The organism is Megasphaera elsdenii DSM 20460 (assembly GCF_003010495.1).
Lineage (GTDB): Bacteria > Bacillota > Negativicutes > Veillonellales > Megasphaeraceae > Megasphaera > Megasphaera elsdenii.
The window spans coordinates 1,399,125-1,419,101 of the sequence record NZ_CP027570.1 but is presented as its reverse complement, the minus strand read 5'-3'; the positions used below and the strand labels follow the sequence as shown (position 1 = coordinate 1,419,101).

At 52.4% G+C, this 19,977-nt stretch carries 16 protein-coding genes and 1 pseudogene; 4 read left to right on the top strand and 13 right to left on the bottom strand.

Going from position 1 to position 19,977, the window contains the following annotated elements:
• Nucleotides 1-106 precede the first annotated feature (106 nt).
• Nucleotides 107-694 carry a 30S ribosomal protein S4 gene (gene rpsD / locus C6362_RS06625; protein WP_014015950.1) on the bottom strand — a complete coding sequence of 196 codons (588 nt, stop codon included), beginning with the start codon at nucleotides 692-694 and terminating at the stop codon, nucleotides 107-109.
• A 196-nt stretch (nucleotides 695-890) separates the two neighbouring features.
• Between rpsD and C6362_RS06620 the strand changes: the two genes are divergently transcribed.
• On the top strand, nucleotides 891-1,487 hold the full coding sequence (locus C6362_RS06620) for a nitroreductase family protein (RefSeq protein WP_014015949.1): 597 nt from the start codon (nucleotides 891-893) through the stop codon (nucleotides 1,485-1,487).
• A gap of 218 nt (nucleotides 1,488-1,705) precedes the next feature.
• Here C6362_RS06620 and C6362_RS12155 read toward each other — a convergent pair whose 3' ends face one another.
• From C6362_RS12155 to C6362_RS06575, 10 genes and pseudogenes are all read right to left on the bottom strand, one after another.
• Complete coding sequence (locus C6362_RS12155; protein WP_232501496.1) at nucleotides 1,706-2,239, bottom strand: RNA-guided endonuclease TnpB family protein; 534 nt, start codon at nucleotides 2,237-2,239, stop codon at nucleotides 1,706-1,708.
• Complete coding sequence (locus tag C6362_RS12150) at nucleotides 2,127-2,813, bottom strand: hypothetical protein (RefSeq protein ID WP_232501495.1); 687 nt, start codon at nucleotides 2,811-2,813, stop codon at nucleotides 2,127-2,129. Before C6362_RS12150 ends, C6362_RS12155 begins: the two co-directional genes overlap by 113 nt.
• A gap of 244 nt (nucleotides 2,814-3,057) precedes the next feature.
• The gene (locus C6362_RS06610; protein ID WP_014015946.1) at nucleotides 3,058-3,330 is read right to left on the bottom strand and encodes a GNAT family N-acetyltransferase; all 273 of its coding nucleotides are present in this window, start codon (nucleotides 3,328-3,330) and stop codon (nucleotides 3,058-3,060) included.
• A 16-nt stretch (nucleotides 3,331-3,346) separates the two neighbouring features.
• Nucleotides 3,347-3,922 carry a histidine phosphatase family protein gene (locus C6362_RS06605; RefSeq protein ID WP_014015945.1) on the bottom strand — a complete coding sequence of 192 codons (576 nt, stop codon included), beginning with the start codon at nucleotides 3,920-3,922 and terminating at the stop codon, nucleotides 3,347-3,349.
• Between the two features lie 422 nt (nucleotides 3,923-4,344).
• Nucleotides 4,345-4,716, bottom strand: a complete 372-nt coding sequence (locus tag C6362_RS06600; RefSeq protein ID WP_014015944.1) for an endonuclease domain-containing protein — start codon at nucleotides 4,714-4,716, stop codon at nucleotides 4,345-4,347.
• Between the two features lie 336 nt (nucleotides 4,717-5,052).
• Nucleotides 5,053-8,583 carry a pyruvate:ferredoxin (flavodoxin) oxidoreductase gene (gene nifJ, locus C6362_RS06595; protein ID WP_014015943.1) on the bottom strand — a complete coding sequence of 1,177 codons (3,531 nt, stop codon included), beginning with the start codon at nucleotides 8,581-8,583 and terminating at the stop codon, nucleotides 5,053-5,055.
• Nucleotides 8,584-9,113: 530 nt separating this feature from the next.
• Nucleotides 9,114-10,280, bottom strand: coding sequence for a class I SAM-dependent methyltransferase (locus C6362_RS06590; protein WP_014015942.1), 1,167 nt, complete (start codon nucleotides 10,278-10,280; stop codon nucleotides 9,114-9,116).
• Between the two features lie 19 nt (nucleotides 10,281-10,299).
• Nucleotides 10,300-11,151 (bottom strand): bifunctional 5,10-methylenetetrahydrofolate dehydrogenase/5,10-methenyltetrahydrofolate cyclohydrolase, encoded by an 852-nt coding sequence (locus tag C6362_RS06585; protein WP_014015941.1) that lies wholly within the window; start codon nucleotides 11,149-11,151, stop codon nucleotides 10,300-10,302.
• A 20-nt stretch (nucleotides 11,152-11,171) separates the two neighbouring features.
• Nucleotides 11,172-13,165 (bottom strand): annotated as a pseudogene (locus C6362_RS12355) (penicillin-binding protein).
• A complete protein-coding gene (locus tag C6362_RS06575; RefSeq protein WP_014015939.1) occupies nucleotides 13,140-14,570 on the bottom strand; it encodes a CCA tRNA nucleotidyltransferase in 1,431 nt (476 codons plus the stop codon). The pseudogene C6362_RS12355 and the gene C6362_RS06575 overlap by 26 nt, the downstream one beginning before the upstream one ends.
• A gap of 129 nt (nucleotides 14,571-14,699) precedes the next feature.
• Between C6362_RS06575 and C6362_RS06570 the strand changes: the two genes are divergently transcribed.
• Both C6362_RS06570 and C6362_RS06565 read left to right on the top strand, forming a co-directional pair.
• On the top strand, nucleotides 14,700-15,227 hold the full coding sequence (locus tag C6362_RS06570) for a cob(I)yrinic acid a,c-diamide adenosyltransferase (RefSeq protein ID WP_014015938.1): 528 nt from the start codon (nucleotides 14,700-14,702) through the stop codon (nucleotides 15,225-15,227).
• A gap of 19 nt (nucleotides 15,228-15,246) precedes the next feature.
• Nucleotides 15,247-16,506 carry a M20 metallopeptidase family protein gene (locus tag C6362_RS06565; protein WP_014015937.1) on the top strand — a complete coding sequence of 420 codons (1,260 nt, stop codon included), beginning with the start codon at nucleotides 15,247-15,249 and terminating at the stop codon, nucleotides 16,504-16,506.
• A gap of 107 nt (nucleotides 16,507-16,613) precedes the next feature.
• Here C6362_RS06565 and C6362_RS06560 read toward each other — a convergent pair whose 3' ends face one another.
• Both C6362_RS06560 and C6362_RS06555 read right to left on the bottom strand, forming a co-directional pair.
• On the bottom strand, nucleotides 16,614-17,819 hold the full coding sequence (locus C6362_RS06560; RefSeq protein WP_230579036.1) for a multidrug effflux MFS transporter: 1,206 nt from the start codon (nucleotides 17,817-17,819) through the stop codon (nucleotides 16,614-16,616).
• Nucleotides 17,803-18,480, bottom strand: coding sequence for an HAD family hydrolase (locus C6362_RS06555; RefSeq protein WP_014015935.1), 678 nt, complete (start codon nucleotides 18,478-18,480; stop codon nucleotides 17,803-17,805). The genes C6362_RS06560 and C6362_RS06555 overlap by 17 nt, the downstream gene beginning before the upstream one ends.
• A gap of 236 nt (nucleotides 18,481-18,716) precedes the next feature.
• Between C6362_RS06555 and C6362_RS06545 the strand changes: the two genes are divergently transcribed.
• Nucleotides 18,717-19,895 (top strand): cation diffusion facilitator family transporter, encoded by a 1,179-nt coding sequence (locus tag C6362_RS06545; protein ID WP_014015934.1) that lies wholly within the window; start codon nucleotides 18,717-18,719, stop codon nucleotides 19,893-19,895.
• Nucleotides 19,896-19,977: the final 82 nt, after the last annotated feature.

The window sequence follows — 19,977 nt, the reverse complement described above, 5'->3', positions numbered from 1 at the left end:
GGTTTTAATTTTTTTACCATTTGCTGCAAACTAAAAACTACAAACTTGATACTCAAAAAGAGGCTGTCTTAATGCGACAGCCTCTTTTGTTATCATCAAACAGCTCTTATTTGGAGTACAATTCGACGATCAGTGTTTCGTTGATTTCTACCGGAATTTCGTCGCGTTCGGGCATACGGGTCAGTGTGCCTTCGAAGCCGTCGAAGTTCTTTTCAATGTACGGTACATCGAAAGTCTTCAATTCCTGGAAAGATTTTTTGTACATTTCGTTGGAGCGGGAAGCTTCTTTCAAAGCGATAACGGAGCCAACTTTAACGTGTGCCGACGGGATGTCGCAGCGTTTGCCATTGACCAGGATATGGCCGTGGTTGACCATCTGACGTGCCTGGCGGATGGAGTTTGCAAAACCGATACGATATACCAGGTTATCCAAACGGCATTCCAGCAATTTCAGCATGTTCTGGCCAGTAACGCCTTCCATCTTCTTGGCTTTATCATAATAACGGACAAACTGACGTTCGAGCAAATTGTAGTATGCGCGAAGTTTCTGTTTTTCCAATAACTGTGTGCCATATTCAGACATTTTTTTCTGACGCTGATCTTTACGTACGCGTTTTAATGCCTTAGGGTGTCCGTACACATTAACTCCGAACCGGCGACATTCCTTAAAACGCGGGTCTCTCCTCGTTGCCATTTTCTACATCACCTCATATTAGTAATTCAAGAAATTAAATTTTGCTTACGCAATGTATAAATGATATCATGAAAAAAGCCTCATTGTCAAGGGAAATATGATTCTTGACTTATTTTCTTCACTTTGCTATACTTTAAATAATAAATAATAATTAATATTAATTAATAATACGCAGATAAATTCAGGAGGTGCTCTCATGACCTATTTCACCACAGCCGTCACCAACCGGCGCACGAACTACACGCTCAATAAAAACGTCACGATTCCTCAGGAAACTATCATCCAGACCATACAGGATGTCATCCGGGAAGTGCCATCGGCCTTCAACATGCAGTCCGGCAAAGTCGTCATCGCCTTTGGCGAAACGCACGATGCCATCTGGAAAATCACCATGGATACACTCCGCAAGATTGTCCCGCCAGCCAATTTCGCTACGACCGAAGCCAAAATCACCTCCTTCGCCGCAGCTTACGGCACAGTCCTCTACTTCGACGACACGACCATCGTCGATAACATGGCTTCCCAGTTTCCGCTCTACGCCAAGAATTTTCCCATCTGGGCCCAGCAGGCTAACGGCATGATGCAGTTTGCCGTCTGGACAGCCCTGACTGATTTGGGACTTGGTGTCAACCTCCAGCACTATAACCCGCTCATCGACGACGAAGTCAAGAAACTCACAGGCGTCCCCAAAGAATGGCAGCTCATCGCCCAGATGCCCTTCGGCCATCCCACAGAACCTCCAAAACCTATCGTAAAAGTCCCCATCGAAGAACGGGTGAAAGTTCTTCAGTAAGAAAAAAAGCGCTGTCGCATGAAGACAGCGCCTTTTTGAGTATTAAGTTTGCAGTTTGTAGTTTTTAGTGAAAGTTTTTTAATTTAAAGCCCTCTTCTACAAACTACAACCCAGTATAACTATATCGTTAGTCATAAGCCGACATTTAAATCCGCTGTAAGATCATCCCCTTGAAGCCTGATAGTGAATCTGATACACTGAAATTTATGAGAAGGAGTTTACTCCAAGGTAGTTGTTACTCGTTCATATCGAGGATGGGTGTCCCCAGAAATCCACATAGTCCCGAGAAGCTGGATATTCATAGCTCCAATACGGTCGTCGTTGGATTTGTATCCGCACTGACAACTATACAGGTGCTTATGGTGGTCGCGGTTCGCCTTGCGGATAATACCGCATTTCGGGCAACGCTGGGAGGTGTACTTCGCAGACACTTTCAGGACTTCCGAACGGTTCTCGTGAGCCTTGTATGTCAAGAACTGCTCCAACTGGTAAAAACTCCAGCTCCGCAAATCGTAGTTCTGTTTCGCGGTTCTGGAAAGATTGCTTTCCTCGAAGCTGACGCCAGCAAGGTCCTCGAGCACGAAAAGCGTATCCTTGCCGTATTTCTGTACGAGTGTCTTAGAAATCTGATGATTCACATCAGACATCCAACGGTTCTCTCGCCCAGAAATGGCTTTGAGTTTGCGCTTCGCTGATTTGTTTGGTGGCAATCTTTTTACCAGAGACGAACTTCGTCTTGCCTTGTTCGTCATAGCTGACTGCAAGGAAACGAAGTCCACGGTCGATGCCGACGACATGGCGGACGCACTCCTTCTGGAAATCTTCGACCGCCTTGGTAACAGGGATATGCAGATACCATCTCCCTTTCAGTTCGACCAGTTTGGCAGTACCGAGTTGATAGGAAACATTAAGGTATCCAGCGAAATGTTCGCCTTCGAAGGTACATTTGGTTCTTTTTCCGAGTGTATTGATGGACAGGACTTGCCCGTCATCAACGAAGCTGTAGTCCCGGTTGCGGACTAAGTCAGCCTGCGGCCGGCGAAAGAATACGGGGTTCCAGAGCCATTCCAAAGTCTTAGGGATGCGTTGCCAGCGGCCATCCTCATCCTTATATCTATAAGGATTTTGGAAGAGCTGTTGTTTTACTGTCTTGTATCTGGCAATCGTCGTCTTGATAGAAGACTGGGCTAATTGAGACTTCAAACCGAACAAGCCACGAAGGTCACTATACAGTTTCTTGTTGAGGCTTTGGTAAGTCAAGTCGAACTGATTGTCGAAGATGTATTGAGACACGAAGTTGCAAGCCTGACGGTATTGTTCCGTCATTTGACGGAGCAATACTTCCTGTTCAGGAGTAACATGTATGCGAAGTTTTATCGTTTTGGTTAGGTCGGATATATTCTCACCTGCCTTTCTAAAGTGTATATTACTTCATCAAAAATATTGTAATATGGTTTTTGCTGAAATTCTAGTTAATAAGAAAGTGAGATGAGGCGGGCATTCCTCTTCGACCTAATAGGTCGGAGTATCCTGCCCGCATTTAGATAAATCAAGTGGATTTTCGTCCTGATTAGCCAAGTAAATCCTGTTCGTCTTTATGGCGGCGGAACCAGGCGTCAGCATAGGAACAGCTGGTAGCCGTTTTCTTATGACGCCGCCGGATTTCGTCGGCTGCGGCCTTGACGAGTTTAGCTGCGGCACCTTGTCCGCGCAGGCTGTCGTCGACAAAGGTATGGACGATGTCGTAATTGCCGTCGTTTCGTTCGACGAAATCCACTTCAGCCACGACCGTTCCCGCTTCATTTTCCATCCAGATTTTATTCGGTCCGTATTGTAATTCCATAATAAATCCCCTTCCTTTACATCGTAATTTCCACAATCTGCCCGTTATGGACCGGGCGGCTGCGGCGAAAAGCAGCCATGTATTCTTCTACCGGCCTGCCAGGATTTTCGTAGACCAAGAGCAGGTTGCGGATAAACTGGGCGTGCGTAAAGACCAGGATGAATTGTTCTGGCCGCCGCTGCAGCAACGACAAAGTCCGTTCGATGCGCCCGATGAGCTGGCGATAGCTTTCGGCACCTTCGCCGTCGATGTAATCCGGGTCGAGTTTGCGCCAATAATTGATGACCCGCGGCCGCCGCTGCTGCGACGTCGTCCCGACACACGTCGCCGGTGCTAAATACACAAATTCATGGACGCAATCCCAAATTCCCGTCACCGTATCGGGAAACCGCCCGATCGTACACATCGCCGTCTGCTGCGCCCGAAGATAAGGCGACGTGACAATCAGGTCCGGCCGCCGGGGAATCTGTAAGGCCAGCGACTGGGCCTGCTTGAGGCCTAGTTCCGACAAGGGAATATTGCGATGATCCTGCGTCGCTTCGCCGGCATTGGCAATACTTTCGCCATGACGGATGAGCCATATTCTCTTCACACTATCACCTGCTTTTTTCTTTTATTGTATCATAAAAAATGGAGGATTTGAAAGACAACCTCTCCGGCCTGACGGCCACCTCCCCTATGAGGGGAGACTTGTCCCATGGCTCTCCTCATAGGAGAGCTGTCAGTGCCAGCTGACTGCGAGGTTGCTTTTTATCATCGATAGATATTGGTAAACCGCAACCTCTCCGGCCTGACGGCCACCTCCCCTATGAGGGGAGGCTTGCCCCATGGCTCTCCTCATAGGAGAGCTGTCAGCGCAGGCTGACTGCGAGGTTGCTTTTTATCATCGATAGATATTAGTGAACTGCAACCTCTCCGGCCTGACGGCTACCTCCCCTATAAGGGGAGTCTTGCCCCATGGCTCTCCTCATAGGAGAGCTGTCAGCGCAGGCTGACTGCGAGGTTGCTTTTTTATCACCAGGAACATCCTTTATGCTCATTGACGTATTGATGAATAGTTTGGCAAACTCCTCTAAAATTTTTATGGATATCTAAATTGGTAAAACGGATGACCGTCAATCCATAGGATTCTAATACGGCTGTCCGTTCTTGATCTGACTCCATACCGGCTTCATCGTAGTGTTGCCCACCATCTAATTCAATGATGAACCCTGCTTCTTTGCAATAGAAATCGGCAATATAATTACCAATTCGTCGTTGTTTATAAAATTTCACTGGATACGTCCGTAAAAAATCATACCATAAGTGACGTTCTTCTTTGGTCATATTTTTCCTTAATGAACGGGCAAATGATACATTTTCTTTAGAATAGGGAAGCGTTTTCATAGAACCTCCTTGTAAAATATATTGAACTGCAACCTCTCCGGCCTAACGGCCACCTCCCCTATAAGGGGAGGCTTTCCCCACGGCTCTCCTCATAGGAGAGCTGTCAGCGCCAGCTGACTGAGAGGTTGCTTTTTGATTATCGATAGATATTAGTGAACTGCAACCTCTCCGGCCTGACGGCCACCTCCCCTATGAGGGGAGGCTTGGTTCACGAGACGATGTCCTTCTTTTGAGTCTGTCGCGGCTTTGCCGCATCTGAATCCGAGTATACGAAAACAAGGCCGCCTTTTCGGCAGCCCTGTTTCCGGGTGTGTATATGGCATTAGCGTGTTTTACTTATTGATCAGCCAATTCCTTATAGGTTTCATATTTCTTCTTAGCAAATTCTTCAGCTTTGGCAAAGAGTTCTTCGGCGATGTCCGGGAAGGTTCTCGTCAAGGCAGCGTATCTTGTTTCGCCCATGAGGTATTCGCGGAACGACTGCTGCGGTTCTTTGGAGTCGAGGATGAAGGGGTTCTTGCCTTCTTCTTTGAGCAGCGGGTTATAGCGATAGAGGTGCCAGTAACCGCAGTCTACGGCGCGTTTCATTTCGTGCTGAGCATTGCCCATGCCGCCTTTGATACCGTGGTTGATGCACGGTGCATAAGCGATGATGATAGACGGACCATTGTAGGCTTCTGCTTCTTTAATGGCTTTGATGAGCTGGTTCGGGTCGGCACCAAGGGCGACCTGAGCGATGTAGATGTGGCCATAGGTCATGAGCAGACGGCCCAAGTCTTTCTTATTGAACTTGCGGCCCGATGCAGCGAACTGAGCGACAGCCCCGATTGGCGTAGCTTTCGACGACTGACCGCCTGTGTTGGAGTAAACTTCCGTGTCGACGAGCATGATGTTGACGTTGGCATTCATAGCCAGGACGTGATCCAGGCCGCCGTAGCCGATATCGTAAGCCCAGCCGTCACCGCCATACATCCAGATGGTCTTCTTGATGATGTGTTCTTTATGAGCCAGGATTTCTTTCTGCAAATCCGCAGCTCGGCCTGTGAGGTGAGCGGCCATCAATTCTTTGATGTACGTCCGGCTGATGCCTTCTGTGACTTCGCCTTCGTTGGCGACGCCGATGGAATCGATCCAGGCTTTGATGGCGTCGTGGAGGGCACCGTCTGTCAAGTCCATGAGTTCTTCCGATTTGATGCGGATGGCATCGCGTTGCTGTTCCATGGACAGGGACATGCCGAGGGCGAATTCAGCGTTATCTTCGAAGACCGAGTTCGACCAAGCCGGCCCGAAGCCTTCGCAGTTCGTCGTATACGGGATACTGGGCATTGCCGAGCCCCAAGCCTGGGTACAGCCCGTAGCGTTGGCGACGATCATGCGCGGCCCGAAGAGCTGAGTCAGGATCTTCATGTATGCCGTTTCCGTACAACCTGCACATGCGCCGTTGAATTCGAGGAGCGGCTGATGGAACTGGCTGCCTTTGACGGAGAATTTATCGAGGGTCGTATGTTTTTCAGGGAGTGTCTGGGCATAATCCCAGTCGGCGCTTTCATGACGCTGCGTTTCCAGCGGTTTCATCGTCAGGGCCTTAGCCGGGCAGGCATTGACGCAGGCACTGCAGCTGTAGCAGTCGAGCGGCGAAACCTGGATGCGGAATTCATAATCTTCCAAGCCCTTGCCAATGGCTTTCTTGGTCTTGAAGTCAGCCGGAGCTTTTGCTTTTTCATCAGCCGTTACCAAGTACGGACGGATGGCAGCGTGCGGGCAGACCAAGGAGCAGCGGTTACACTGGACGCATTTTTCCAGGTCCCATTCAGGAACGGTCGATGCGATGCCGCGTTTTTCATATTTCGTCGTGCCCAAGGGGTAAGACCCGTCGGCATAGGGCACAAATTCACTGACTGGAATGGTATCACCGAGCTGCAGGTTAGCCGGTTCGACGACTTTCTTGATGAAGTCCGGAATATCGCGGGTATCTTCGACGACCGGGTCGGACGGTAAATCTTTCCATTCTTCCGGTACGGTGACTTCGACGATATCCGAAATGCCGCGGTCGACAGCAGCCTGGTTCATGGCGATGACTTGTTCACCTTTTGCCAGATAGGTCTTGGCAATGGCGTCTTTCATGTATTTCACAGCATCGTCGATGGGCAGGATGTTAGCCAATTTGAAGAAAGCTGCCTGCAATACTGTATTAGTGCGATTGCTTCCCAGGCCGATTTCTTCAGCGATCTTAGTCGCATTGATGATATAGAAGCGGACGTGCTTGGAGGCGAGCTGGCGTTTCACTTTATTGCTGAGGTGGTTGGCGACGTCGTCTTTATCCCAGCTGCAGTTGAGCAGGAAGATGCCGCCATCCTTGATTTCACTGACAATATCGTAAGTGCCCATGTAGGCCTGTTTATGGCAGGCCAGGAAGTCCGCCGATTTGATATAATAGGTGGCCCGGATCGGCTTCTTGCCAAAGCGCAGGTGCGACTTGGTGACGCCGCCGGATTTCTTGGTATCGTATTCAAAGTAAGCCTGGACATACATATCCGTGTTGTCGCCGATAATCTTGATGGAGTTCTTGTTGGCGCCAACCGTACCGTCCGAACCAAAGCCCCAGAACTTGCAGCTGATGGTCCCTTCCGTGTCGACCGTGATAGGTACGTCGGCCAGGGAATGGTGGGTAACGTCGTCGATGATACCCAGCGTGAAGTGGTTCTTCGGCTGGAGCGAATCCATGTTGGTGAAGACGGCGTTAATCGATGCCGGCGGTACGTCTTTCGACGACAAGCCATAACGGCAGGCCAGGACGGTGACATCCTGTTTGACGTGGGATATAGCCGCGCAGACATCTTCGTAAAGCGGTTCGCCTAAAGCACCCGGTTCCTTCGTGCGGTCCATGACGGTAATCGTGCGGACCGTGTCAGGCATAGCCTTCATGAAGTGTTCCAGCGAGAACGGACGATAGAGATGAACCTGGATGAAGCCGACTTTCTTACCTTCTTTGCAGAGCTTGTCAATCGTTTCCTGGATGGCACCGGTGACAGAGCCCATGGCGATGACGACGTGTTCTGCGTCAGGAACGCCGTAGTAATCGAAAAGGTGGTACGGACGGCCCGTCAGTTCGCTGATCTGGTCCATGTAGTCCTGGACAATGTAGGGCAGGCGCTGATACCAGGGGTTATTGGCTTCACGGGACTGGAAGAACATATCCGGGTTGGTAACGGTACTGCGCATGACCGGATGTTCCGGGTTCAGGCCGGTGTGTTTGAAATGATAAAGGGCATCGCGGTCGATGAGCTTGCCCAGTTCTTCAGCCGGCAGCATCTTGATTTTCTGGATTTCGTGAGACGTACGGAAACCATCAAAGAAGTGCATGAACGGCACGCGGCCTTTGATGGTCGACAGATGGGCAACGGCTGCCAGGTCGGCACATTCCTGGACGCTGGCACTACAGAGCATAGCCCAGCCCGTGTTACGACAGCCCATGACGTCGGAATGGTCACCGAAGATGGACATGGTGTGAGTCCCGACGGTACGGGCGGCGATGTGCAGGACGACCGGTTTCAATTCGCCCGACAGGCGGTGCATGACCGGAATCATCAGCATCAGGCCCTGTGAAGCCGTAAAGGATGAACAGAGGCTGCCTGTTTCCGATGCGCCATGGACGGCACCGATAGCACCGGCTTCGGACTGCATTTCAACTAATTTAACAGGCTGGCCGAAGAGGTTCTTGCGGCCGTTCGCCGACCAGACGTCGACGTGTTCTGCCATCGGAGACGACGGCGTAATCGGATAAATCGTAGCGACTTCTGTAAAGTTATAAGCAACATCAGCCGTAGCTTCGTTGCCGTCTAAGGTTTTCACGATTTGTTTAATCATAAGAGACACTCCCCTTTTCTGCGATTCAAGTAAATTCATCCGGACTCGTATAACGTTTAACGCTTTTTGTACTTTTAGTATAGCCGTTATAGCTATAAAAGTCAAGCATAGTGCTCATGCTATTTTATCATTGATATAGCTTTGGTTATACGTTTTACGCGTATATAGAAGAAAGAGTGGTTCGTGGCTCGTGGTTCGTAGGGGCCGTCCCAAGCCTTTTTGGCCCGTCAGGTGCCGACCAACGGGAGGCACAGGACGGCTGCCAAAACGGACAGCCGTGGCTGGGCGGCCCGCCTATGGGTACGTGGTCAGTTTACAAAAAAGAGGCTGTCGCATGTGCGACAGCCTCTTTTTGAGTATTAAGTTTGTAGTGGATGAGCAACCTCTCAGACCGCCTTCGGCGGCCAGCTCCCCTATCAGGGGAGCCGCGGGACGCCCCTGCGAACTGCGAACTGCGGCCTGCGGGACGCGAACTGCGGGACGCCCTCTGGGCGTCCCCTACATGGCGTCCCCTACATGACTTCCCTACATTAGTACCAACGAGTCATGGGCAGGTCGTTCTTGGTGCCTTTGGTCATGAGGATCTGATGGATGTCGATGTTGCCGATGTAGAAGGATACGGCGCAGCCGCAGAGATAGAGGTCCCACATGCGGGCAAATTCTTCCCCGCGGGCAGCGATGACTTCATCGCGGACGTTCTGGAAGTTATTGAACCAGCACATGAGGGTCTTATAGTAGTGGCGGCGCAGGCTTTCGACGTCGATGACCTGGAATTCATCATCATAAGCGAGGCTGACGATTTCACGGAGCGACGGCAAAGTTCCGCCCGGGAAGATGTATTTACGCATCCACGGGTTGCCAATGCTTTCATCGTGGCCGCTGATGTAATGGAGGAGGAACATGCCACCGTCTTTCAGGAGATGGCTGGCCGTTTCCATATACAGCGGATAATTGGAGCGGCCGACGTGTTCCAGCATGCCGACGCTGACGATGCGGTCGTACTGACGGCCTTCGGCGACGAGATCGCGATAGTCGACGAGGTCAATCTGGACCAGATCCTGGAGTCCCAGTTTTTCAATGCGTTCCTGGCCTTTTTTCCACTGTTCTTTACTGAGCGTGCAGCCATAACCTTTGACGCCATATTTCTTGGCGGCTTCGATGAGCAGATAGCCCCAGCCGCAGCCGATATCGAGGAGGGTCATGCCTTCTTTGAGATAGAGTTTTTCCAGGATATAGTGGACTTTATTATGCTGAGCCTGTTCGAGGCTGTCATCTTCGTTCTTGAAATAAGCGCAGGAATAGCTCATGGACGGATCGAGCCATTTAGCATAGAAATCATTGCCCAAGTCATAGTGGGACGAAACCTGTTTCTTCTGGGCCGATTTCGATTCCGACGGATAGAGGATCCGTTTGAACAAGGATTTATCCAGCGAGAACTGGCTCGTCTGGGATAAGAAGCAGCGAAGGGCTGTGAACAAATCACCTTGGATTTCCACATCTTTGCGCATGTAAGCTTCGCCCAGTGCCAGCGAAGTCGACGCCAGCAAATCTTTTTTCGGAATGTCTTTGTGGATGATAACGTTGAATAACGGCTGGCCTTCGCCAATGGTGTAGGTCTTGTCGTGAAGTTGTACGGTAAAGCAATGTTTGTCGAAGCGACGTAAATAATGGATCATGAAATTATCTAAGATATGCATAGATTATACTCCCTCACTTTTATAAAATGGTTTCTGTCCGGGCGATGCCGCAGACGACGTTTTCCAGTACCATCATCGTCGTCACGGCGCCAACACCGCCCGGCACGGGCGTCACGGCCCCGGCCTGAGCAGCGACTTCGTCAAAGACGACATCGCCGACGGTCTTGCCGTCGACGCGGTTGATGCCGACATCGATGACTACAGCGCCTGGTTTTATCATATCGCCTGTCACTAAACCGGCTTTCCCGGCAGCGGCGATGACCAGATCAGCCCGGCGGCAGACGGCCTTCAAATCTTTCGTGCGCGTATGGCAATGGGTAACCGTAGCGTTGCAGTTCAGGCAGAGCTGAGCCAACGGTTTGCCGACGACATTGCTGCGGCCGATGATGGCCACATCCTTCCCACTCAGGGAAATATGGTAATAGTCGAGGATGGCAATGACAGCCCGCGGCGTACAGGGCACGAACCCAGGCCGGCCCGTATACAGATGAGCAATGTTGACATCAGTCAGACCGTCGACATCTTTCTTCGGATCGATGCAGTCGATGATGCGCTGGCTATTCAAATGACGCGGCAGCGGCATCATCGGCAGGATACCGAAGACGGACGCCTGCTCATTGAGCCTGTCCATGAGCGATAAAAGTTCCACCTCGCTGATAGAAGCCGGTTCCTGATAGATTTCTGCCTTTAAACCGACAGAACGGGCCGTCTTCTGCATGGACTTGGCATACATCGCCGACGGTGCATCCTCACCGACGAGGATGATAGCCAATTCCGGCTGTATATGGAGTTCTTCCTGTATATCGGCCAGGCGGCGTTCCACCCGTTCGCGATGGAAGGCCGCCACTTCTTTGCCGTTGAGTAATTGCATAACTAGTTCCCCCTGTTGTTCTATGGATTCCGTTTGAAAATAACGGTGACGTCGCTGCCCTGCGGCGCATAACTGCCCGCTTTCGGCGACTGCTGGATAGCCTTCCCCATCCCCTTGGGGATAAAGCCTAATCCCGCTTCATTGAGCCAATCATTGACTTCCCTCGTACTCCAGCCGATAAAGGACGGCATGAGGACGCCGTCGCTGGAAATATGGACGGGCGGAATGGTGCGGGCCGGTGTCGTGACGACAGGGCCGACTGGCTTCTGGTTCATCTCTTCTGTCGGCCGTATCCCCTTCATGCGGACGATTTCCGTCATCATTTCCTTAAAGACCGGCGCTGCGACCTGAGCTCCATAATAGACGCCCTTAGGGTCGTCGACGACGATGAGGACCAGGAACCGAGGGTCTTCCAAAGGACCGAAACCGATAAAGGAGCCGACATACTGGCCGTCGGCGTACCCCGTACTGTCTTCGGTCTTCTTCTGAGCCGTCCCGGTCTTGCCGCCAAAGCGATAACCTTCGATTTTGGCGCTCTGGCCTCCGCCAATGGAAACTTCTTCGCCCATGAACTTACTGATGGCTTCAGCCGTCCCGGCGTTAATCGGCTGTCCGACTTCTTTCGGTTCTGTCTTTTTATAAATGGATCCGTCAGGATTGTCGATTTCTTTGACCAGGAACGGCTTCATCATGTGGCCTCCGTTGGCGATGGCACTGAAAGCCTGTACCATCTGGAGGGGCGTGACGGCGATGCTCTGGCCGATCCCCATAGTAGCCGTATCGACGATGGACATCTTATCCGGGTCGAACAAGATGCCTTCCTGTTCACCTGACAGTTCGATGCCCGTAATCGTACCAAAGCCAAAACGGCGGGCATAATTCGTCAGTGTCTTGCCGCCGGTCGTCACGGCGACATGGACCATGCCGGTATTGATGGAATACATGATGATTTCCCGCAAGGTCACGTCGCCCATCCCCTTGTGGTCCCAGTTGTAAATCGTCCGGTCGGCGACGTGGATAGACCCTTTATCATGATAAATATCCCTAAGTGCCATTTCCCGGAATCCAGGGCCGCTGCGGCCATGAGCGGTTTAAAAGTCGACCCCGGTTCGTAGACATTGACGACGGCCCGGTTCTTATAAGCTTCCTTATTGCCCTTGCTGTAATCATTCGGGTCATACGTAGGCCGGCTGGCCATGGCCAGGATTTCACCGGTCTTAGGATCCATAACGATGATCGAAGCGCCAAAAGGATGGCTCCGGGACATGATGCCATCCAGACCCTTTTCAGCGACATACTGAATGGTACTGTCCAAGGTCAGGCAGACGGACCGTTCCTTATCAGGCAGAATCCGTTTCAAGGCCGACGAAAAGACAGGGATGTTGTGGTTATCGGTCTGCAGGCGGAAGGTCTGCTTGCTGCCGCGGATCTCATCATCCAGCATCATTTCGATGCCTTCCAGGCCATGGTCATTTTCGCCGACAAAGCCGATGACCTGGGCGGCCATCGAGCCGTTCGGATAAAAGCGTCGGTTTTCATCGCGGAAAGCCAGGCCGTGCAATTTTTCTTCTTTAATGATCGATTCAACGGCTTCATATTTTTCATGGTCCATCTGGCGGTCGAGCCAGACAAAGGCCGTATCCTCTTTCAACCGGTGTTCGATAACATCTTTGGGAATCCGCAGATACGGTGCCAATAAATCAGCCACCACTGCCGGATCCTCGTTGAGCATGGTCGGGTCGGCATAAAGGGACTTGGACATCTCGCTGATGGCCAGGACCTTGCCGTTGCGGTCGAGGATCATACCCCGCGGCGATTGCAGGTTCCGTTCGACCTGCGTCTGCTCCTGGGCTTCTGCTACACGTAGTTCATGATTGATGACTTGTTCCCTGAATAGATTTCTGACAATGCCCGCTCCGATGAGTGCAAAAATACCCATACAAATAATCATGCGGATACAAATGCGATGCTTCAAGGTCTTTTCATTCTTATCCATGATGCCCTGCCCCTTCATGACGCTTCAGCCAGCGCCGGGCTGCTTCGGCCAATACATCGGCATCATTTACCAGTTCCTGGTTCTGGACCCGTTTCAAGAGGACCCGCAGGCAGTCGCCGGTCTGACGGCCGCAAGCCTCGGGAATCCGTCGGTCGTAATGCAGGTCTTTGGTACTGACTGGCATGGCTTGGGCCAGTACGGCCATATAGGCCCCGAAAGATTCCGTCCCTTCTGTGCTGGCATCGGCATGACCACAGCCTAAAATATCACCACAGGCAACGGCCGTAGCCTGCCCGACAGCTTCGACGAGCTCCTCAGTCCGGCGGAAAGGCCCGTCGAGGGCTTCATGGCGCAGCCACTTCTGTACATCGCCTTCGGCCGTATTGGCAAAGAAATGGAATTTCATATGCGTCTTGACCAGCCAGGCCACGCGCTGGGCAAAGGCTGGTTTCTTATGCCAGCGCAGTAAAATGGCTTCCGCCAGTTCCGCTCCTTTGGCATCGTGGCCATAATCGGTGTAACGGCCCTTATGGACCCCACGGATTCCCGGCAGGCCCTTGGCGATATCGTGAAATAACGCCGCATATCGGATAGTCAGGTCCGGCGGCGTATGAGCGACGGTCGCCAAGGTATGCACCCAGGCATCGAAGAGATGGAAAGGCTTCGACTGCGGCGTTTCCGGCAGATGGCTCAATTCCGGCAGGATCGGGACGGCTTCATAGCAGCCTTTCACCTTCTGTCGGCACGAACAGCTACCGAGACCGGTGCGGACCAGGATATCCAGCCCCCGGTAAGCCGCCGGCGTAACCATGAGGCGGTCCATTTCATTGACGACTCGTTCTAAAGACAAGCCAGAAACGCGGCCAAAGGCCTTTGGCATGGCCTGGATCAATTCTTTTGAAGCCATGAAGTCGAGCTGGCCGGCAAAGCGGCAGGCCCGGAACAACCGCAGGGCATCTTCCTGGAAGCGGCGGACCGGATCACCGACAGTGACCAGCCGCTTCTTGCGTAAATCTTTCTGGCCGCCGACGTAGTCGTAAATATCGCCGCGCCAATCCATGGCCATGGCATTGACCGTGAAGTCGCGGCGCAGGACGTCTTCACGCAGGGTATCGGCATACCAGACCGTATCGGGACGGTGGCTGTCTTCTCCATAGGCTTCGCCGCGGAAGGTGGCGACTTCAAAAGTCTGGCCACCGACAACAACGACGACGATGCCGAAGGCTTCGCCATGGATTTCAACCGTATGCCAGCCTTCTTTTTCGGCAACAGCCCGTATATCTTCTGGCCGGGCAGACGTGGTAATGTCGTAATCATGCGGCTCTTTCCCCATGAGCAGGTCGCGCACAGCACCGCCGACGACATAGGCTTCAAAGCCTGCATCTTCTAAAGCTGTCAATAGCTGACAGGCTCGTTCTTCCATTTTCCCGGCCTTCCTTTCACAAAAAATTAACTGATGTTATATTATATCACGAATGGATGCGCCTGGCCACTACCTGCCCCCTTTTGATTATGGTATAATAATGACATTATAATAGTGCGAGGTGATAGGATGGATACCGGTTTAATACATATATATTGTGGTGACGGCAAGGGCAAGACGACGGCTTCATTGGGGCTGGTCCTTCGTTGTGCCGGCCGGGGCGGCAAGGTCCTCTTCGCGCAATTTCTCAAGGGCCGGCCGACGGGCGAACTGGAAGCCCTCAAAGCCCTGACGCAGGTCACGGTCCTGAGGGGAAAAGCCATGACCAAGTTCACGTTCCAGATGACAGCAGACGAAAAAAAAGAGACCTGCCAAGCCCAGACAACACTGTTGCAAAAAATCCAGGACTTCTGCGAAAAGCATCACCCCGACCTGGCCGTCTGCGATGAGCTCGTCGGCGCCTGTGCCCTGGGACTCGTCCCGGAAGAACAGGTCATCCATTTCTTAAAAGGAAAACCGGCTCATACAGAAGTCGTCCTGACCGGCCGCAATCCCAGTCCGGCATTGCTGGACTTAGCCGATTACGTCTCTGAAATCAAGAAAATCAAACATCCCTTTGACCGGGGCATTGCCGCCCGCATCGGGATTGAAGAATAACCTGGAGGGGGAAGCAAAGATGATCGATATTCTCGAAACAGTACGCAAAGACCAGGGCGAACTCGTCGCCTTGCGCCGCCATTTTCATGAACATCCGGAACTGTCCAAACAGGAAGACCAGACCTTGGCCTACATTGCGGAAACATTGAAAGGCTATGGCATTTCCTATCGCATAATCGATAAAGGCGGACTCATCGCCTGGATCGATGGCAAAGGCCCAGGCAAGACCCTGCTCCTGCGGGCCGACGTCGATGCCCTGCCCATTGAGGAAGGCGAGAAGAACTTATCCCGTCCCCGCGTCTGCCGCTCCCAGAACCACGGCGTCATGCATGCCTGTGGGCACGACGGCCACATGGCCATGCAGCTCATGGCCGCGAAATGGCTCAACCGCTGGAAGGACCAGTGGGACGGCACAGTCGTCTTGATGTTTGAACGAGGCGAAGAGGAATCAGGGCCTTTGGAATATCTCCTGCGCTACTTGGAAACCGATAGTCCCTGGCATATCGACGCCTGCTACGCGACCCACGTCCGCTGGGATATTCCGGCAGGCAAAGTTGCTATCTGCCACGAAGCTCCCATGGCCGGCGGCTTCGGCTTTGAAATCCGCATCGACGGCCACGGCGGCCACGGCTCCCGGCCGGACCTGGCCGAAAGCCCCATCGACTGCTTCCACGACTTCTACGGCAATATGCAGGCCCTGCGGATGCGGGCTGTACCACCGAAAGAATGTCTGACCTTCTCCATCGGCAGCCTGCACAGCGGTGACGTCCTCAACGTCATCCCCAACAGCCTGACCTTTGCCGGCACCTGCCGCTTCTTCAGCTACGACCACGCTGGCAAGCGCTTCTATGAAGAATTTAAGCGCATCCTCGCCAACGCCTGCCAGACCTATGACTGCCGCTATGACATCCTGCACATGCCGGAACCGCTCTTTGAAGTCCAGAACAATCCGGTCTGCGTCGGAATCGCCGAAAAAGCCGTCGAAAAATATATCGGCACCGATGCCCTCACGGACTGCACGCCCTGGATGGCATCGGAAACCTTCGCCATCACCTCCCGCCTTTACCCGGGCGTCCTGACTTTTACAGGCATCGAAAACAAAGAAAAAGGCTGCGGTGCCAATCACCACACGCCCGAATTTGACCTCGACGAAGACGGCCTGACCTACGGCGCCGCCACCTGCCTGGGCTTCGCCTTAGAGTACCTGTCGCAAAAACCGGATATCCCCTTCCAGCGGCCAGATGAACCACTCGATAAACTCGTCGCACGGAATATATGAAAAAATGGCTTGCCGCATATGCGGCAAGCCATTTTAAGTGGTTAGTGGCTAGCAGTTAGTGGTTAGCGGATGGTTTTAAATTTAAACCCTCTTCTACAACCCCCATGCTACAAACTATCCTTATGTCTCGGATAGATCAAGGCATAGAAGGTCAGGAGGGCACCGATTTCGCCAATGACCATGACGATGCCCATGGGAATGGCCGTATGGTCGCCAGCGATGCCGACGACAGGGGCCATGACGGCGCCGCTGATCATGGAAAAGAATCCGATGAGAGCCGATGCACTGCCGGCACTGCGTCCCTGGTCCTGCATAGCCATGGAAAAACTGCTGGTGCTCATCATGGACAGCGTCGATACGGTCAGGAACAGGAGGACCATGATGACCGGCAGCGGCATGCCGGTACTGAAGGCTGCCAGCAGGGCCACGCTGCCGACAGCGGCCAGGAACAAGGAAAACCGCAGGAGTTTCCAGTCAGCAATGCGGCCTGTCAACCGGCCCGTAACGGCACCGTTGATCATGAGGCCGACACCATTGATGCCAAAGATGAGGCTGAAAGCCTGAGCCGATACGCTGTAGACGTTCTGGAAAACAAAGGACGATCCGGAAATATAGGCAAAAAAGGCGGCAAAAGCAAAGCACTGCATGATACAATGACCCATGAAATAAGGCTGACGGAACAGGGCCGTAAAGCCGTTCAGACTGGCCGCCATGCCACCGGAAACGCGTCGCCGCTGAGGCAGGGTTTCACGCATCAAACCGGCCGATACGGTCAGGAGCAGCCCGACAATGGCAATGAAAAGGAAGACGCCTTCCCACGGGGCAAAGCGCAGGATCTGGCCGCCGATGACGGGAGCCAGGATAGGAGCAATCCCATTGACCAGCATGAGCATGGCAAAGAGTCGCGTCAAGGCACTGCCCTTGCAGATATCGCGGGCAATGGCCCGGGACAGGACGATACCGGCACCGCCGGCGCATCCCTGAATGAGGCGGAAGATGAGGAAAATCTGAATGGACGGCGACCAAATACAGCCCACCGTCGACAAGGTGAAAATAGCCATGCCGACCATCAGGGGTAGGCGCCGACCCTTATCGTCGCTGATAGGACCGACGGCAATTTGCCCCAGGGCCATGCCGGCCATGGAAGCCGTCAAGGTCAGCTGGATAACCGACGGCGTAACGCCAAATGCCGTCATCATCGACGGCAGGGCCGGCAGGTACATATCCGTCGACAACGGGGCAATCGCCGCCAGCATCCCTAACAATACGGTCATGAGCAAAAGCCAGCGGCTCCGCTTATTCTGTGTCATCATGATAATCTCCTTTCGCCAACAGCTCCGGTACTTCATCCAGGCTGTGACAACATTTCCAGGCCAGGGCCTGTACGTCTTTGGGAATGGTAATTAAATCGGGAATCCAGATAGACGGGATTCCCGCCGCATGGGCGGCAAGGATACCATTTTCGGAGTCTTCCAACACCAAAGCCCGGGACGGTTCAACGAGGGCCTTGTCGCAAGCCATGAGGAACACATCGGGAGCCGGCTTGCCATGGGCTGCCTCTTCCCCGCTCTGGACAACGGAAAAGAAGGAGGCCACGCCTGTTTTATCTAATAAATATTCAATCAATGCCCGCGGTGACGACGAGGCGACGGCGCAGGCCATCCCTGCTTCCCTGGCATAGTGCAGGACCTGGAGCAGCCCCGGTTTGACAGGGATATCATGAGTACGGTAATAGTCCAGCTGCAAGGCCACTTTTTCCCGACAAATGGCATCATATGGATAGGACGGCCCAAAAGCATCGTCACAGATAGCCCGGATGCGCCGATTATCACGGCCAAGCATGTGGTCGAACACCTGTCGGTCCAGATCGAATCCATATCGGGCTGACACGTCCCGCCAACAACGATAAGAAATAGGCTCCGTGTCAAACATGGTCCCATCCATATCAAAAATAAGTAATTTTCGTATATTCATACATCCTCCTCAACATATAATTTACAAACTTATTATTTTCTAAGTTTCCTTTCTATTATATAGAAAAATCACGGAATTGCAATTCTTCAAGGCAAAATGCTCAATAACTATTCCCATTTTCGATAGTATTATGACTTTTTAGCAATCTAGTTATTCTCATTTTCTTTCTCGTTATATCTTGTATCTCTTGATATCTCTGCTATAATGGAGGGAATCAGAAAGCTGGGTGACTTTATATGATCGAATTTATTATCCGCCGCTTCATCAAGAACTATGAAGACACAGACGATAAACACGTCCGTGAACAATACAGCATCCTCGGCGGTATCTTAGGTATTCTCTGCAACTTATTCCTCTTTGTCAGCAAATTTCTCGTCGGCATGATGAGCAACAGCATCGGTATCTTATCCGATGCCTTCAACAACCTGACCGATATGGGCTCGTCATTCATCTCCATCATCAGCGCCAAGCTGAGCAACCGGCCGCCAGACAAAGAACATCCCTTCGGCCATGGCCGCTTCGAATATTTGGCATCGCTTACCATTTCCATCATCATCCTCGTCGTCGGCTACAAGCTCTGTGAAACGTCGATTGAAAAATTCTTTGAACCGGAAGATATGGAATTTTCCTATTGGAGCATCGGTGTCCTCGTCATCTCTATCGCCGTCAAGGTCTGGATGTGCCTTTATAACCGCTATATCGGCAAGAAAATCAATTCCGGCGTCAATGACGCAACAGCTGCTGACAGCATTACCGATGCCATCGCCACGACGGGCGTCCTGGTCGCTACCATTGCCCAACAATTCACGACCCTGCCCATCGATGCCGCTGCCGGCACGGCTATCGGCTTGATGATCATGTACGCCGGCTACGGCATTGCCAAAGACGTCATCAACATCCTCCTGGGAAAGGCGCCGGATCCGGAACTCGTCCGGGGCATCGTAGCCATGGCTTTGAAATGTCCCCACGTCGTCGGCGTCCACGACATCCGCATCCACGACTACGGCCCGGGCCGCATGTTCGGCTCGATTCACGCCGAAGTCCCGGATAAAGCCGACCTGGTCGAAGTCCACGCCGCCTTGGACGTCCTGGAAGACGAATTGCAGGACAAGTACCACATGGAAGTCAACATCCATATGGACCCGCTCTGCACGGACATCCACCAAATCAACGCCGTCCGACGCGTTTTGGACCAGATCGTCCACGAAAAATATCCCCGCTATCATACGGACCACCTGCGCATCACGTCAGGCCACGCCCGGCTCAATGTCATCTGTGATATCCACATCCCGCCGGCAGAATATAACGTCGAAAGCATCGCCCGCATCCGCCGGGACATCAACGATTCTATGAGAAAATACAACGATAGATACCGCGTCGTCCTGGCTAAGATCATGGCTGACCCGGGGAAATGACAAAAAGAGGCTGTCGCGTTAAGGCAGCCTCTTTTTGAGTATTAAGTTTGCAGTTTGTAGTTTGTAGTGAACTCCATACTAC

What these genes read in the sequence shown, in the direction of transcription:
- C6362_RS06545 (WP_014015934.1), top strand. Translation starts at nt 18,717, where the DNA reads ATGATCGAATTTATTATCCGCCGCTTCATCAAGAACTATGAAGACACA.
- rpsD (WP_014015950.1), bottom strand. Translation starts at nt 694, where the DNA reads ATGGCAACGAGGAGAGACCCGCGTTTTAAGGAATGTCGCCGGTTCGGA.
- C6362_RS06620 (WP_014015949.1), top strand. Translation starts at nt 891, where the DNA reads ATGACCTATTTCACCACAGCCGTCACCAACCGGCGCACGAACTACACG.
- C6362_RS06590 (WP_014015942.1), bottom strand. Translation starts at nt 10,280, where the DNA reads ATGCATATCTTAGATAATTTCATGATCCATTATTTACGTCGCTTCGAC.
- C6362_RS06565 (WP_014015937.1), top strand. Translation starts at nt 15,247, where the DNA reads ATGATCGATATTCTCGAAACAGTACGCAAAGACCAGGGCGAACTCGTC.
- C6362_RS06560 (WP_230579036.1), bottom strand. Translation starts at nt 17,819, where the DNA reads ATGATGACACAGAATAAGCGGAGCCGCTGGCTTTTGCTCATGACCGTA.
- C6362_RS06610 (WP_014015946.1), bottom strand. Translation starts at nt 3,330, where the DNA reads ATGGAATTACAATACGGACCGAATAAAATCTGGATGGAAAATGAAGCG.
- C6362_RS06570 (WP_014015938.1), top strand. Translation starts at nt 14,700, where the DNA reads ATGGATACCGGTTTAATACATATATATTGTGGTGACGGCAAGGGCAAG.
- C6362_RS06600 (WP_014015944.1), bottom strand. Translation starts at nt 4,716, where the DNA reads ATGAAAACGCTTCCCTATTCTAAAGAAAATGTATCATTTGCCCGTTCA.
- nifJ (WP_014015943.1), bottom strand. Translation starts at nt 8,583, where the DNA reads ATGATTAAACAAATCGTGAAAACCTTAGACGGCAACGAAGCTACGGCT.
- C6362_RS06555 (WP_014015935.1), bottom strand. Translation starts at nt 18,480, where the DNA reads ATGAATATACGAAAATTACTTATTTTTGATATGGATGGGACCATGTTT.
- C6362_RS06575 (WP_014015939.1), bottom strand. Translation starts at nt 14,570, where the DNA reads ATGGAAGAACGAGCCTGTCAGCTATTGACAGCTTTAGAAGATGCAGGC.
- C6362_RS06585 (WP_014015941.1), bottom strand. Translation starts at nt 11,151, where the DNA reads ATGCAATTACTCAACGGCAAAGAAGTGGCGGCCTTCCATCGCGAACGG.
- C6362_RS12150 (WP_232501495.1), bottom strand. Translation starts at nt 2,813, where the DNA reads ATGACGGAACAATACCGTCAGGCTTGCAACTTCGTGTCTCAATACATC.
- C6362_RS12155 (WP_232501496.1), bottom strand. Translation starts at nt 2,239, where the DNA reads ATGACGAACAAGGCAAGACGAAGTTCGTCTCTGGTAAAAAGATTGCCA.